Below are 14,417 nucleotides of genomic sequence, written 5' to 3' on the forward strand. Positions count from 1 at the left end.
AGGTATTAAAAGGAAAAGCATGGAAGCTAATGTGGCTAAAGCTTGAAGAAAAAGAGCTACCTAAAGAAGCACCTAATATATCATGGGCTTACAGAGGCATTACACGATTAGGTGGTTGGAAGAATACTAAGCGAACGGATCGCGCTTCTATAAAGACGTTATGGCAAGGATGCTTTAGGCTGCAAACCATCCTTGAAGGGTATGAACTGGCTAAGTCTCTTGATTCACTAGACTTGTGATCAAGAGACAGGTGATTACACAGCCCTTTTTGTTGTTTCTGATTCGTCCATTAACGAGCAAGTTTTTGATGGGCGCGTGAAAAGTGTCCCGCACAAAAAGCGCCAACAATAGACAGCTCTCCTGCTAGACATAATACAGCGGCCACTTCTGCGAGTGATTTAGCTTTGCCATTACCGTGCAGATTCATTAGTTCAAGACATGCTTTTTGAGAGGGTAAGCTTGTACCACCGCCAACAGTCCCCACCATCAAGTTAGGCAAGGTAACACAGGCATAGAGCCCACCTGTTTTACTCACTTCCATACGAGTAATGCCTACCGCTGACTCTGCAACGCAGGCTGCATCTTGGCCACAAGCAATGTAAAGCGCCGCCAGTGCATTAGCGTAATGAGCGTTGACGCCAATACTGCCACTCAATGCCGCACCTGTCGTTGTTACTTGGCCAAAGCGCGACATCTCTTCCGGTGTGGTGTGTAGATACTTTTCCACAAGGTGACGCTCGATGTGAACTTCAGCGGTAACCTTTTTACCGCGAACATGGCGCAGTGTATGAGAATTGGCTTTCTTGTCACCGGACAGGTTTCCATCTAGGAAGGCTTCCTCAGGAGTATGAGGAGAGTTCTCTAATATGTAATGAAATACTTCGTTGGTTGCGATGGTGACCATATTCTGGCCTGACGCATCGCCAGTGCGGTATTCAAAGATGAGGTAAACATGATTACCTTCAATATTGACATTGATGTCATGCAACTGGCCATGAGAGGTTGTGGACTCAGCAATGCGCTTGAAATGATCGTACTGAGTTACTACCCAGGCAACGAACTGACCAGCATCGATCAAGGATTCGAATAAAAATACAGGTGTACGCGTGACCCCTTCGTTGATCAACATCGCACTAGCGCCACCAGCCGCGGTAATTAACTGAGCGCCGCGATTATACGAAGCGACAAGTGCAGCCTCTGTTGTAGCAAGCGGGATCAGGTAATCATCTTTGGCATGCAAACCATTCACACGTAATGGGCCAGCAAGGCCGACAGGGATTTTAACTGTGCCAATAAAATGCTCAATGTTCTTATTGTATAGAGAGGCATTTTGTAGAGTTTGTTGGTCTAGCAGTATGTCCTGATCTGTGAATTGACCAATCTTTTCCCAGCGTTTAGCTAATGCTTTTTCGGTTATATATGGGCTAGGGGTTAATCTAAGTGTCGATCGAGCAAAGTTAGGACTGAGCTTTTGTTCTAAAGTGGAAGTGCAGTGTTCTGGTTGTAGAAATTGAGTGATATCGCGAGTAGAGAGATTGAGTTTCGGCATTACGAATTAAAACGATAAATTTGTTTGCATTCTAACGTATAGGGTAGGGAAAACAACGACTGTTTAATGTATTGCTACAATTTAAGCTGGAGCTTAGTGTTAAACATGAATATCAAGCAATGTACCAATCATATCTTGGTCGCGCTGCATGACATTCGTACCCACCCGAGAGTAACGTTCGGAAGAATTCAGCTTGTTGATGGTGTCAAGGTGTGAAGGGGGAGGTTCTGCGTGGAACTCAACTTTGTTGAATTCGTACGTGTTGTCTTTTGGGATTGAAAGTTCACGTTGGGTTTGCTGTATTTCGAGCGCAGCTTCTTCGGCCATCTTTGATGACATATCAACGATTTGATATCCAGATTGGACGGAAGAGACTGGCATATACACCTCCACTTAATTATAGCTTAAATGCAGCTATAAGATTCAGCAAGTTTGGTTATGCAAACAGGCTCGAAATCAGTTTAAGTTCTTCGTCGGTGATAGCGACTTTCTTATCTGCGTCTAACTCACTGTTGATCTCACATTTCAGTACGCGCAGTTGCTGAGTCGATAGCTTTTTAAGCTGTTTCTTCATTAGTTCGAATTGTTGTTGAGTCATGGTCCAAAACCTCCGACATCTCGTTAGCTTGTCATGTCAGAAAAATCCATTCTTCTGTGTAAGAATTAACTAACTTTGATTTTATTTGGCACAGCTCAAATTTTGTCCGAATAATGTCAGGGCGTGTAAAGAGTAGGTGAGGTGGTTATAAATTGGCCAAATTACGTAACCAACGATAATAGATCGGTTACGTAATTCCGGCTGAGGAAGGAGCTTTGGTTATTTCTGGTCGCTATGGTTTACTCTGACGGCAAACTTACTCGCTAACGAGTGTAATTCAGGCAACATGCGATAGATTAGGTGAAGCTGCTGCAGCACCATGCGAACGGAACTGTCGTCCTCATCACGCCATTCTGCCAAGCGTTGCTCTAACGCTGGGTCATCGATATCACTCGTATCACAAGTGTCGCAGTGCTGGTTGAGTTGAGCAAACAGAATGTCTAAATGCTGGTGGATGACACGGTGAGCATCTAGGATCAGTTTATGTGTCGACTCATCAGCAATCTGGGTTCTATGTGCACCAAGTGCAGAGACATAGCTAAGCAGGGCATGATTTAGGGTTAAGAAGCGATAACTTTCATCGATAGCGGACTGATAACGGCCTGGCTCAGCTAGCATAGTGCTAATCGCATTGGTCAGGTTGGCATCTTGGTTGTGTGCACTTCGACGTGAGATACGGTAAGACAAACTGTCCTTTTTACCGATACGATATTGGCCAATAATCTGCGCCAGGTAATTCTTATTTGCCTCAATGGCGTCTGCCATCACTTTATGTAATCGCTTAGACTGCCAATCAGGTAGGACTAAAGCAACGGCTGCCACGGCCAAAGCGCAGCCAACTAAGGTATCGGCGAGTCTTGGCAATACTACTGCGTAGCCTTCACCAAGTTGGTTAAAACAGAACAGCACCAGTAACGTAATAAAGCCTGTCGCATAGCCATAATTTGCTAAGCGGAATGCAAAAAAGGCAACGCCTGAGACGACAATAAACACTAGCTGGCTCTCTTGTGACGGGAAGAACGTCAGCAGAGGCACACCGATGAGCAGACCTGCAAAAGTGCCGAGAACACGGGCGACAAGCTTTTGTCTTGTAGCGCTATAGTTGGGTTGGCATACGAACAATGTCGTAAGCAGAATCCAATAGCCACGCTCAATATCGAATAGTTGAATAATGCCGTAGCCGACCGTCAATGCTATCGACATACGAACGGCATGCCTAAACAGCATTGAATCTTTACTGAAATTGGATTTTATCTTGGCCCACATCGCTTTAATCGAGTGAGCTTCAGTATCATCGAGAACATCTTCTTCGAGTCGGTTCGCGTCAGGGTTGTTGACGTTACTGAGCTGCTTTTCGACAGTCGCGAGGTTGTTAAATAGATAACCTAACTGCCCAAGCAACAAGCGCCATTGAGGATTGTTTTGTTCTTGTAAGTAATGGAGTGAGTTCTGCAGTTCATCCAGGGCTAGAACCGAGTCATCGTTATGTTGATACTCCTTACCTAACAGAATCGCCTCCGCGATTTCTCTACACGACTGAGCTTGTGTTTCCATTAGATGTTTGAAGCGAAACAACACATCAGAGCGTTCGAAGTGATGTGCTAAATCTTGGTAGCGGTAGTGCGTCGAACTAATACGCTCATGAATGTCTTGGGCAAGAAAGTAGATATTCAAAAAACGGTCACTTGCGCCATCGACATGACCGCGTTTAGAGCGACTGAGAAACGTCGCTTTGCAAGAATTCAAAGCATTTACGGTTGCAGCGTTGAGTTTTGCCTCAGCAATACGGTGAGGTTGAGGAACCATACTACTCACCGGGTGAAACAGCTGACTTTTAGAGTCAAAGTAGTTAGCCATTTGCAAAAAGACGTTGGCAAGGCTTTGCTGCACGGGTTGCATTGGCCAAAACGCGTGCCAAATCATGGAGACAAAATAGTACCACGCTGCACCAGTTAACAGCAGTAAGGGTTGAAACCATAGATTGATACTTTCATGCGCGCCAAGCATGGCATAAATTGCGATAAGTAATGAACCAAACGCGATGCTAGCGTAGCGCGGACCAATCGCACCAAGCATGATGAAGCCAAACGTAGAAATAAACAGGCCTAATGCGAACAGCCATGGAGTATTAAACAGCAGCTCAATGGATAGGGAGGCGATGGCAAAACAGATAAGGGTGATAGATTGAGATTTAAGTCGACCAGTGAAACTGTCGTCGCTTTCTGCCAGTGCCGCAGCAATAATACCGAGGATCAATGGAATGATCAGCGAGTTTAATTGAAAGTACCATGCGGGAATAACAACTCCAAGCAAGGCAATCAATATCAAAAAGCTATAGTTGATGGTTTTGTTCGCCCAATGGTGGCGCAACTGACTAATAAAATTCACTAGAAACTACTTTTGACCGATGTTTATCTGCAATGTATCGATTTGTCTATCGTAACGCCCTGATCCAAATAAAGATACCGAAGAGTTTGATGAAGTTTTGCCCAATTGGGGCCTTGACTATTTATCGTCAATTAAACTCGAATTGACCTCATGTCCAATGGCCCGATATTTTTGTCTTTATTTTGTCACAAGCAAAATCAATTGCGTTATGATGTTTGCAAGGGAATTTAAAGGCTTAGATATAATGCAGCTAACAGCAAACAAGACTGCACAGTTTTTCATCCAACGCGAATACAATCAAATTGAAATCACCCAAGATGCGCTTATTCTAAATTCAGAAACTCGCCAAGAGACGATTCCATTCAACGTATGGAGCGGCCGCGTACAAGTTAAAAACGGCTTAGTCTGGGGGAGTTTACTCTTTTACGCATACAGTGAAGAGGGCGCTGAACAAGCTTGGTTAGTCCAAGGTCTTCCTTTATCTAAATGTCGTGAATTTGCCCGCTTCGCCGTTGCCACGTATCAGCAGTGGCATAAGAAGCAGTGCGTTCAGTTATTGGAACATTTGCCAAAGTGGGAAGAGAGCTTAAACCTTCTTCGTTTCCAGCCGTCTTTTCTTACGCATTCAGCACTTGGTGAGTGGCGCACGAATCTGAACAACGATTTCAACTCTAAGGAAATGGATCTTGAGGATGCATGCTTACGTATGCCCAATAGAATGAAAGATATAGAGTCTTGGTTGGTTGAAGAAAATGACGCATTGCCTCAGCGTAACGATGAGTGGATGGCAAACGAGCTAGAAAACTGGCAAGTTCTTTTCTCTCAGATTGAATCATCACCTCTAAATCTAAGCCAAAAGCGAGCTGTGCTGTTAAATGATGATAACAATCTTATTCTTGCTGGTGCCGGTTCGGGCAAAACCAGTGTATTGACTGCACGCGTCGCATACTTATTACAAAGTCATCTAGCGCAAGTCAGCGACATACTGATGTTGGCATTCGGTCGAGATGCAGCGTCGGAAATGAGCCAGCGATTGAGTGACAAAATTGGTAGTGGCACAGAAGGGATCAAAGTGAATACCTTCCACCAACTTGGCCTTTCTATCTTAAATCAGGTTGACGGGCAGAGTGCAACTTTGTCTCCGCTGGTGTCTGATGATAATCAGCGTCACAACTGGTGCATTGATTGGTTGAAAAAGCATTGGATGACGCCAACTAATTTTAAACGCTGGCAAAAACACTTGTCTAAATGGCCTATCGCGTATCTAGCGGGTGATGAAGAGTTAGGTAGCCATGTAGAGAACCCGAAATTGATTGCTTGGCTTGAAAAGCAAGTCTCTCAACTCGCGACAATGGGCTTAACGAAAAAAGAGCTTCAGCAACTGCTGGTGGATAACTCAGAGTATACGCGTTTAAACAGCGAGCTCGGTTTAGTGTGGCCATGCTATCAGGCTTGGCAACAACAGCTCAAAGAGCAGGGTCATATCGATTTCAACTTGATGATTTCGAAAGCCACTCAGCATGTGAAAAGTGGTAAGTTTAAATCCCCGTGGCGCTATATCATGATTGATGAGTACCAAGATATTTCCCCGCAGCGTCTGCAACTTGTCGAAGCATTATGCCAGCAAAAAGATGGTCAACATTGTGTGCTTTTCGCGGTGGGGGATGACTGGCAGTCAATTTACCAGTTTGCGGGCTCAGACGTTGATCTCACTACGGGCTTCGGGGACCGTTTCCCTCATTCAACGGTGCACTACCTCGATACGACGTATCGCTTTAATAGTAAAATTGGCGAAGTGGCTAATCGTTTTGTGCAACAAAACCCGGCCCAATTAGAGAAAGAACTCAATAGTCACAAAGAACAGAAAGCCAAAGCGGTTAATTTAATCCCGAGCAATAATGTCGAGAAGGTTCTTGATCAACTGAATCGCAGCGCTAAATCAACTCAAAGTGTGTTGCTGCTGGGACGAAATCATTACCACAAGCCTGAACTTCTTTCAGATTGGCAGAAAAACTTCGCCTTGCTGAAGATCGACTTTATGACTTGCCACGCCAGTAAAGGTAAAGAAGCGGACTTTGTTATTGTTGTTGGGGTGGATGAAGGTCAGTTCCCAGCAAGGGTTAAAGCGCTGCACCTTAGTGACGCATTGACGAAATCGAAAGATACCTTTGCTTATGCTGAAGAACGACGACTGTTTTACGTCGCATTAACCAGAGCAAAGAAAAAAGTTTGGGTTTCCTATTCAGGTTCAGGCTCATGCTTTGTGAAAGAATTGATTGAACAAGACTACCCAGTGACGGTTTCGAAATAATAAGAGGATCTAATGAGCGGCCAATTTTGTATTGTATTAACCACGACAAACACAGAAAGCAATCGTAAAGAAATCATCGAACAGGTATTAAAACGTGGATTAGCCGCGTGTATTCAAGCGATGCCGATTGAGAGCCACTATGTTTGGAAAGATGAAGTGTGCACAGATAAAGAAACCTTACTCATAATGAAAACAAAAAAGGCCTGCTACGCTGAGCTTGAACAGGTGATTGTGGAACTGCATAGCTATGATGTCCCACAAGTGGTTCAGGTGCCATTTATTGAGGGCTTTAACCCTTATCTAGCCTGGATTGAGCAAAACACGCGTTGCTGAGTCGACGGCGACTGGGCGTTATTATTTGAATGCGCCAATTTATCTAATTACAGATTTTGTTGAAAAGTCGTCATCTTGCACACTATTAATGCAAATGAAACGCGTATTCGGTTTATCGTTTGCTTTACCAAAATGTCACATTTACAATCTGCGTTTCACATACATAACTATTAGAAAGTAAAGTCATGAAACTGGAAACTGTCGATTATCAAGCTGAAAATGCCGCCGAGCTATTTGTTACATCTCTCCGTGAAACGGGCTTCGGTGTACTGAAAAATCACCCAATTCCAAAAGAGCTTGTAGAGTCAATTTATGAAAATTGGTACAAGTTCTTCACTTCAGAGCGCAAAGAAGAATTTCACTTTAATGTTGAAACTCAAGATGGTTATTTCCCACCAAATGTTTCTGAAGTTGCCAAGGGACATACTGTCAAAGACATTAAAGAGTATTTCCACGTTTACCCTTGGGGTCAGATTCCTGAAGAGTTGAAAGAGCAGATCTTAGATTACTACAACCGTGCTAACGCATTCGCGGAAGAGTTGCTAGGTTGGGTTGAAGCGCATGCTCCTGCAGATGTTCAGGAAAAATTCTCTATTGCTCTGTCTGAAATGATCAACGGCAGTGAAAAAACACTGCTTCGTATCCTTCATTACCCACCAATGACTGGTGACGAAGAGCCGGGGGCGATCCGAGCAGCCGCTCACGAAGACATTAACCTTCTTACGGTACTACCAGCGGCAAACGAGCCTGGCCTACAAGTACTAAGCAAAGAGGGTGAGTGGTTAGATGTACCGTGTGACTTTGGTAACTTAATCATTAACATCGGCGATATGCTTCAAGAAGCATCAGGTGGTTACTTCCCATCAACAACGCACCGAGTGATTAATCCAACAGGCGCACGCCAAGAGCAGTCACGTATTTCATTACCACTGTTCTTGCACCCAAAACCTGAAGTTGTGTTATCTGAGCGTTACACCGCAGATAGCTATCTAATGGAGCGTTTAAGAGAGCTTGGCGTTATCTAACCGCTAATGATTAGTCGGTAACTAATGTTGCAGGGCCGGGGATGTCGATAGTGAATATCGTACCTTGGCCCTTTTTACTTTTGCAATCTATCGTGCCATCGATTCGAGCAAGTACGTTATAGACAATCGATAAGCCTAATCCCGTCCCACCGTTCTCACGGTTGGTACTGAAAAACGGATCAAATATCTTATTTTGGTCTTCTTCATCAATCCCGTTACCATTGTCAGCGACGGTAATCCGTACATACTGGTCGTTGTAATCGTCCATTCTTATTGTCACGGTAGGGTGCTCAACATTTTCGAACGCATGGTTTTTAGCGTTTAATACCAAGTTTGAAATAGTATGATAGATAGCACCAGAATCTGTTTTTACTTCAATATCTTGGAAGTTTTCACACTTAATTTCTATTCCCTTCATGTTTGGGCCAAGTGCTAAAATAGTGTCATTGATTTTTTGCCCAATGTTGAGTTTTTCAATCAGAGAATGGATGTTGTCAGATGAGAGACGTTTGAAGCGCTGGATAATATCCGCAGCTCGGGTTAGGTTACTGATCAAAATACGGGTGACATCGCGCGAATGATCGATGAATTCATCTAAGTCAACTCTGGTTAATGTGCTCGCTTTGACCTTTTTTTCGATGTTATCGGTTAAGTCTTCTAGGTGTGTAGACGTCGTGATGCCCAATCCGACTGGCGTGTTAATTTCGTGCGCGACACCAGCTACGAGTTTTGATAGAGAGGCTTGTTTCTCCGCTTCTATCAATTGATTCTGCACTGACTGAAGCTGCTTGATGTTGTTTTGTAGTTCTTCATTTTTGTTCGTCAACTCATGAGCGTGTTGTTTTCGTTCGTCGAGCCGTTTTTTCACTAGGTTCAGGACATAAAATAGAATGATCTTCAAAATGATCGCTTCCGTGACTGTAGTAATAATGACAGCCCAGAAGGCCCACTTAGAGTTTTCTTGAGCTTCAATGTAGATATCGTCGCTCAGCGTGACGAGATGATTATTATAGGCATCGATGTTGGAAATCATCTTGTTGTAAGTATTTTTTGCATCAGTGGTGATATGCATAAATTCTGCAATTCGAATACCTTCTTCTGAATACTCTAAAGTTTGTAGGACAGTTGCTCGGTACTCCAACCATGAGCTTCTTATCTGTAGTGATAAACTTTGAATTGTTGAATCCAAGTTAGAGTTTTGAATTTCTCGCTCAATACCTCGATCTATCAGCGCGATATCTTTGTTGATTAAAGTGATGATCTCACGCTTGGTCTTGGCATCAGGAGCCATAACCAGAAACATGGTAAGTTGTCTCAGTTCAGATGCCGGATAGGAAATTTCTTGGTTGTTTTGATTGACCAAATAGACCGAGTCGTGAACTTGTCGAATTGAAGTATTGACGTCATTCATGCTGTAGATGTTGTACAGGCCTTGTAAGACAAGTACCGTCGTTGTTGTGATAAACAGCACCAGTATCTTTTTAGATAGGCTATCTCCTGCGAATCTCCCCATTTTACTCTTCTCCTGATGTCATCACTTTAATTGGCACCTTTAGCTCCTCAGGGTAGGCTGGCTCCTTTCTTACAGACCAATGGTAGTCACTGACTTGAACTTCCCACAGAGGGAAAACGGCAGAGGTACGTGGCTGAAATATGATCTCTTTATTTAGGGCGATGATATTAAAAGGACTTGGCAAACTGAGTTGGTAGTTCATGTGTCGAATATGCGTGAGGAGATCACGTAATCGTTCGATATACACTTCAGAGTTGTAGGGCGTAGCAATAAAGTCATTAATTAACTTGTCTAGGTTTTGCTCAGGCTCAGTGGTAGACCAAACAGAACTGGTATCAAAGATAAAGAAGGAGACCCAAGGGTTTCTCAGCCAATCGAAATTGGGCCATAGGACAAGGTCAAAATCGATATCGTTGGATTGACTGCGTGCACCTATGGCACTAGCGAACATCGCAGATTCTGAATCGGCGATGATCAATTGCACGTCAAAGTCGAACTTCTCTAGATAGAACTTAATGTCGTTGAGCATATAACGCATGCTTTCTTGAGCTAAAAAGCGCAGTGGAATCTTTTGGGTTTCTTGATATCCGTACTGAACTTTGTATTCATTCAAGCGTTCCCGCATTGCCTCTTGGTTTGATTCTGTAGAGCTTGGTTGATGTGCTTCGATTTGCTCCAATGCTTCGCTCATGCCATAAAACTGTTCGGGAATGGAGGCATAGGTTGGCCTGCCTTCACCATTCATTGAAAGTGATACGAGTGAGTTTTGGTCGATAAGGTTATTGATGATTTCACGAACTTCACGCTCTTGGAATATTGGGTTACCGGTGAATAAGTTAAATCGCGCGATGTAGGTATTGGTGGATTGAAGTCGACTGGTCTTGGAGTATGGAGCAAATATCGCTTCTAGTTCATCGGAAAATAACACCGGTGTAATATCGATGTCTCCCTCTGCATGCAGCGCCTTATCCTTCGCTTCTTGCTGTGTCATCCCCATATACAGGGTGAACTTTTCAACCTTCGCTGCGTCAGGGTCCCAGTAATAGGGGTTTCTTTCCAGTACCGCAACGTCACTGCGACGATTTCCCTCAATGTATCCCTCTTTTAAGATGTAAGGACCTAAACCATAAGGGCCAGCTTCCGCGAGATTAGGACAGAATGGTTTTCCGTTCCAGCCATGCTTTTTGAGGTAGGCTTCTGTGTAAAACTGCAACCATATAGCATCGTAGAGTAATAAACCGTAATCTTCGCTTAGATGAAAGCGTACTTTGTGTTGAGAGACTTTCTCTACCTTGGTTAGTATGCGATGGAGCTTGGTGAACGTGTAAGGTTCTTTAACGAAGTATTCCATGTTAAGTAGTACGGCGTCTGCATCGAAAGGTGTTCCATCTTGAAACCTCACCCCTTGTCTTAAGGTAAACTCGTATAGGGTCGGATTAATGATCTCATGACTTACTGCCATGTCATACTCCCAACCCAACTCATTATTTGCTGGGCGAAAGAGTGCCCCGTTGATTGAGTGCGAACTTGCAATGTAGGGAAGGTTAGGTAGGTAGACCTTAACATGCGAACCCGCCTTGAGTTTGCCAGTAGCAGTTTGTGCACTGGTATCTTCTCTAAATTGTTGCTTTGCGATACTTGTGACAGGGAAGATCAGGCTGGCGATGAGGATTAGTGCAGTCGTGTTACGAACAAGAGAAGCAAGCATAATGTGCTCTTAGTTAATCAGGGTAAGAATTCCGAAGGGCCACGCATTTTTCGTATATTCCAAGAAATACGTCGCACAGCTCTGGATCGAAGTGTAAGCCATTTTGCTGTTGAAAATGCTCGATGATTTGAGCATGGCTCCAAGGCTCTTTGTAACTGCGCTTGGAGGCGAGCGCATCAAATACGTCGATGATGGCGGTAATTCGGCCCTCAATGGGTATATCCAACCCAGAAAGGCCTCTAGGGTAGCCACTGCCGTCCCATTTCTCGTGATGACTTGACGCAATAACGGCGGCAACTTTTAAAATATCAAGGTGAGAGCCGGACAGGATGTCACCACCGATGGAGGCATGAGTTTTCATTATTTCCCACTCTTCCTCGGTCAACTTACCTGGCTTGTGAAGTATGTTGTCGGGAATGGCGATCTTTCCGATATCGTGGAGTGGAGAGGCGAGTTTGATTCTCTCTGCCATCTTTTCCCCTAAGCCTGCTTCTAACGCCAGAAGGTGTGAGAGTAACGAGAGTCTTTTTACGTGACTACCGGACTCTTTAGAGCGAGTTTCGACCACCTCGCCTAGACGATAAGCAATCTCTTTTTGAGTCTCTAGCATGTCATTGAGAATATAGAGTTTCTCGTAGGCAATGGAGGCGTTTTTAACCATCAATTCGATCAGTTCTTTGCGCTGTTCAATAACATGCTTGCTGCAATTAATGATGATGACGCCGTGTTTATTATGCACTTCAATAGGTAAGGCAAACTTGGTAGGTGAAATCTCAATAAGCTCAGATGATTGAGTAAAACTTGATAGGTGTGAGGCATCGATATAGTTAGTGAGTTCGTGCCCAATCGTTACCTTGTTCTCATCGCTTGAGGTGGCGATAGTCCAATCACCATCGATTTGTGAAGCGCCAAAATGTAGCGCATGGGCGTCATCCAGTTTGAGCAGAGCGACGATCTGTTGAAGTATCCCTTTGAGCCATGTGCCACTGGTATCGTCGGTTAGAATATTCGATGTGGATTCGATAATGGTTTTTAGGCCATCTCTAGTGTGCTCAATCGTGATGATGTCACTGTATGAGCGGATAGCTGAATAGATAGTGGTGAGCAAGCGTGTGGAGGTGAGCTCCGTTTTAGTTTTATAGTCATTGATGTCGTAGTTCAATATGACTTTCTCTTCAGGTGCATCACCGGGTTGACCTGTTCGCAAAATGATTCGGCAGTGTTTGTCGCCAAATTCGTCACGGATCCACCTTGCTAATTCCAATCCTGCTTGTCGAGTTTCCATCACCACATCAAGAAGAATGACGGCATATTGAGGCCCTTCTTTAAATTTTAGCTTTGCTTCTTTTGCAGAGTACGCGTGAGTGAAGTGGAGTTTGTGGCCAAGAAATTCATTTTGCCAAGCACAAGGTTGGTGACATCATGAACATCTTTCTCGTCGTCAACGACGAGGATTTCCCAATATGATTGCAATGGGGCTTCGATTGGTTTGTCGGAGGGCGCGAAACAGTACGTATCGGATTCCATAAGTAAGATCGGGTCCTTGGCTAATCAACGCAACATCACGGCGAGGAACGATTGAAAACTATAATTAAGGTTTAGATGAGCAAAGCCTAAATTTCAACTTTGTTACTAAGCGACGACTCACTCAAAAGCTGGAAGTTAGGGAGTGAACTCTCAAAAATGTCGAAAATGTGTCTGTTTGTGCTTTCTATACTCGACAAACGACCACTCCTGAATTTCAATTAAAGTACGTTCAATAATTAGTTAATCATATGTCACAGCAATCAGGCGTCGCTGCGCAGTTTCAGCAGTACATGGAGAATCCGTTACTCTGGCCAATACTTGAGGTGTTGAGAAAGCAATCGAGTGGCTGGAAGGTACATACGCTCGCTTCTCATTTGACCGAAATTGAAATCATGCCATTGCTTGACGCTAGACCTGAGAAGGACTTATTCAAGCGAAATTTCCTAATTATGAACGCGCTTTATCAACTCCAAGAAACCCTATATCCGGATAACTGGTTGCAAGTACAGGCGATGGATATAGTCCTAATGCCAAGTCAACAGGTGTTTGGCCATGAAGTTGACCACAATGACCCATTGCGCGATTACTATCTTGATTGGCTTAACTATGAAGCGGAAGAGGGGGAAGTGAAACGTTTACTGAACGAGTTCTGGACACGCTATCGCGAGTTTGTTGGTAGTACAAATAGCAAAGATATGGATAGGGCAAAAGCGCTAAGCCTGTTTAAATTGCCACATGACGCGAGCCAAACGGAAATTAGAAAAACGTGGCGTAGATTAGCGCTTAAGTGGCACCCAGATCGTCAATCAGGCAACAGTGAACAATTTAGAATCCTGTGTGAAGCTTGGCATGTACTAAGACACTAGTCTCTGTTTAACCATTCATTACGCAAAATCGCTAGTACGGTGCTATCCCACCAGCATTCTTTAAAGTATCTGTTTTGTATGAACTGAGCTTCAATACGCATACCTAAGCGCTGGCAAAGTCGAATAGCTGCTTTGTTTTTACTTAACGTTTCCGCGTACGCTCGATGAATATCTAGGTGATTAAAGCCGTAAGAGAGTAGAGCACTCATCGCTTCTTCACTGGCTTTTTTTCCTTGATAGCCTCTCACTAAACCGCACCCTATAGACGCTTGCTTGTCCGCTTCCACTCTTAATGCAGCGATACCAATATATTGCCCGGTTTCTTTATCAACGATGGCTAAGTGGTACTGAGTACGAGGGGTTTCTAATGCTTGTTGTCTGAAAAGCTCAGCCAAATGAAGCGATTTTTCCTCAGAGCAATCCTCATCGCTATAAAACCGCTGATACTTAGGGTCTTGGCATTGATTAACATAGTGAGCCGCATCGGCTTTGGTAAAGTTTCTTAATAGGAAACGTTCGGTGGAAAGGGTAAAACTCATCATCATACAAAAAAATAAAAGCGCCACATTAGGCGCTTTTATACATCAAAAATGACTCAA

The 14,417-nt window shown here is 43.9% G+C and carries 12 protein-coding genes and 1 pseudogene; 5 read left to right on the top strand and 8 right to left on the bottom strand.

Going from position 1 to position 14,417, the window contains the following annotated elements; genetic code table 11:
- Nucleotides 1-239 (top strand): annotated as a pseudogene (locus tag ELS82_RS05835) (IS4 family transposase); the annotation flags it as partial.
- A 50-nt stretch (nt 240-289) separates the two neighbouring features.
- Here ELS82_RS05835 and ELS82_RS05840 read toward each other — a convergent pair.
- The 4 genes from ELS82_RS05840 to yccS all read right to left on the bottom strand — a co-directional run bounded on the left by ELS82_RS05840 (nt 290) and on the right by yccS (nt 4,535).
- Nucleotides 290-1,549 (bottom strand): hydroxymethylglutaryl-CoA reductase, encoded by a 1,260-nt coding sequence (locus tag ELS82_RS05840; protein WP_134834637.1) that lies wholly within the window; start codon nt 1,547-1,549, stop codon nt 290-292.
- Between the two features lie 99 nt (nt 1,550-1,648).
- Nucleotides 1,649-1,930 (bottom strand): hypothetical protein, encoded by a 282-nt coding sequence (locus ELS82_RS05845; RefSeq protein ID WP_134834638.1) that lies wholly within the window; start codon nt 1,928-1,930, stop codon nt 1,649-1,651.
- Nucleotides 1,931-1,985: 55 nt separating this feature from the next.
- Nucleotides 1,986-2,147 (bottom strand): hypothetical protein, encoded by a 162-nt coding sequence (locus ELS82_RS26270; protein WP_167489243.1) that lies wholly within the window; start codon nt 2,145-2,147, stop codon nt 1,986-1,988.
- Nucleotides 2,148-2,366: 219 nt separating this feature from the next.
- Nucleotides 2,367-4,535 (bottom strand): YccS family putative transporter, encoded by a 2,169-nt coding sequence (gene yccS / locus ELS82_RS05850; protein ID WP_134834639.1) that lies wholly within the window; start codon nt 4,533-4,535, stop codon nt 2,367-2,369.
- A 244-nt stretch (nt 4,536-4,779) separates the two neighbouring features.
- Between yccS and helD the strand changes: the two genes are divergently transcribed.
- From helD to ELS82_RS05865, 3 genes are all read left to right on the top strand, one after another.
- The gene (helD, locus tag ELS82_RS05855; protein ID WP_134834640.1) at nt 4,780-6,846 is read left to right on the top strand and encodes a DNA helicase IV; all 2,067 of its coding nucleotides are present in this window, start codon (nt 4,780-4,782) and stop codon (nt 6,844-6,846) included.
- Nucleotides 6,847-6,858: 12 nt separating this feature from the next.
- Nucleotides 6,859-7,179, top strand: coding sequence for a divalent-cation tolerance protein CutA (cutA, locus tag ELS82_RS05860; RefSeq protein WP_134834641.1), 321 nt, complete (start codon nt 6,859-6,861; stop codon nt 7,177-7,179).
- Nucleotides 7,180-7,364: 185 nt separating this feature from the next.
- A complete protein-coding gene (locus ELS82_RS05865) occupies nt 7,365-8,204 on the top strand; it encodes an isopenicillin N synthase family dioxygenase (RefSeq protein ID WP_134834642.1) in 840 nt (279 codons plus the stop codon).
- Between the two features lie 10 nt (nt 8,205-8,214).
- Here the strand turns inward: ELS82_RS05865 and ELS82_RS05870 are convergent, their stop codons facing one another.
- From ELS82_RS05870 to ELS82_RS05880, 3 genes are read right to left on the bottom strand one after another with little or no spacing between them, the layout of a single operon-like run.
- Nucleotides 8,215-9,717, bottom strand: a complete 1,503-nt coding sequence (locus ELS82_RS05870) for a sensor histidine kinase (protein WP_134834643.1) — start codon at nt 9,715-9,717, stop codon at nt 8,215-8,217.
- A 1-nt stretch (nt 9,718) separates the two neighbouring features.
- The gene (locus ELS82_RS05875) at nt 9,719-11,425 is read right to left on the bottom strand and encodes an ABC transporter substrate-binding protein (RefSeq protein ID WP_134834644.1); all 1,707 of its coding nucleotides are present in this window, start codon (nt 11,423-11,425) and stop codon (nt 9,719-9,721) included.
- Between the two features lie 13 nt (nt 11,426-11,438).
- Entirely contained in the window at nt 11,439-12,710 is a 1,272-nt protein-coding gene (locus ELS82_RS05880; protein WP_244230761.1) for an HD domain-containing phosphohydrolase, read from the bottom strand.
- Nucleotides 12,711-13,200: 490 nt separating this feature from the next.
- Between ELS82_RS05880 and ELS82_RS05885 the strand changes: the two genes are divergently transcribed.
- Nucleotides 13,201-13,818: a DNA-J related domain-containing protein gene (locus ELS82_RS05885; RefSeq protein WP_134834645.1), complete on the top strand. Its 618-nt coding sequence runs from the start codon at nt 13,201-13,203 to the stop codon at nt 13,816-13,818.
- Here the strand turns inward: ELS82_RS05885 and ELS82_RS05890 are convergent.
- Nucleotides 13,815-14,357 (bottom strand): GNAT family N-acetyltransferase, encoded by a 543-nt coding sequence (locus ELS82_RS05890; protein WP_134834753.1) that lies wholly within the window; start codon nt 14,355-14,357, stop codon nt 13,815-13,817. The two genes, ELS82_RS05885 and ELS82_RS05890, sit on opposite strands and share 4 nt — an antisense overlap.
- Between the last annotated feature and the right edge of the window lie 60 nt (nt 14,358-14,417).

The sequence above is a fragment of the Vibrio ouci genome (genome assembly GCF_004551525.1).
GTDB classification, from domain to species: Bacteria; Pseudomonadota; Gammaproteobacteria; order Enterobacterales; family Vibrionaceae; genus Vibrio; species Vibrio ouci.

Bases quoted from the DNA above. Each gene is read 5' to 3' on its own strand.
- ELS82_RS05840 (WP_134834637.1), bottom strand. From the start codon at position 1,549: ATGCCGAAACTCAATCTCTCTACTCGCGATATCACTCAATTTCTACAA.
- ELS82_RS05845 (WP_134834638.1), bottom strand. From the start codon at position 1,930: ATGCCAGTCTCTTCCGTCCAATCTGGATATCAAATCGTTGATATGTCA.
- ELS82_RS26270 (WP_167489243.1), bottom strand. From the start codon at position 2,147: ATGACTCAACAACAATTCGAACTAATGAAGAAACAGCTTAAAAAGCTA.
- helD (WP_134834640.1), top strand. From the start codon at position 4,780: ATGCAGCTAACAGCAAACAAGACTGCACAGTTTTTCATCCAACGCGAA.
- cutA (WP_134834641.1), top strand. From the start codon at position 6,859: ATGAGCGGCCAATTTTGTATTGTATTAACCACGACAAACACAGAAAGC.
- ELS82_RS05865 (WP_134834642.1), top strand. From the start codon at position 7,365: ATGAAACTGGAAACTGTCGATTATCAAGCTGAAAATGCCGCCGAGCTA.
- ELS82_RS05870 (WP_134834643.1), bottom strand. From the start codon at position 9,717: ATGGGGAGATTCGCAGGAGATAGCCTATCTAAAAAGATACTGGTGCTG.
- ELS82_RS05875 (WP_134834644.1), bottom strand. From the start codon at position 11,425: ATGCTTGCTTCTCTTGTTCGTAACACGACTGCACTAATCCTCATCGCC.
- ELS82_RS05880 (WP_244230761.1), bottom strand. From the start codon at position 12,710: ATGGAAACTCGACAAGCAGGATTGGAATTAGCAAGGTGGATCCGTGAC.
- ELS82_RS05885 (WP_134834645.1), top strand. From the start codon at position 13,201: ATGTCACAGCAATCAGGCGTCGCTGCGCAGTTTCAGCAGTACATGGAG.
- ELS82_RS05890 (WP_134834753.1), bottom strand. From the start codon at position 14,357: ATGAGTTTTACCCTTTCCACCGAACGTTTCCTATTAAGAAACTTTACC.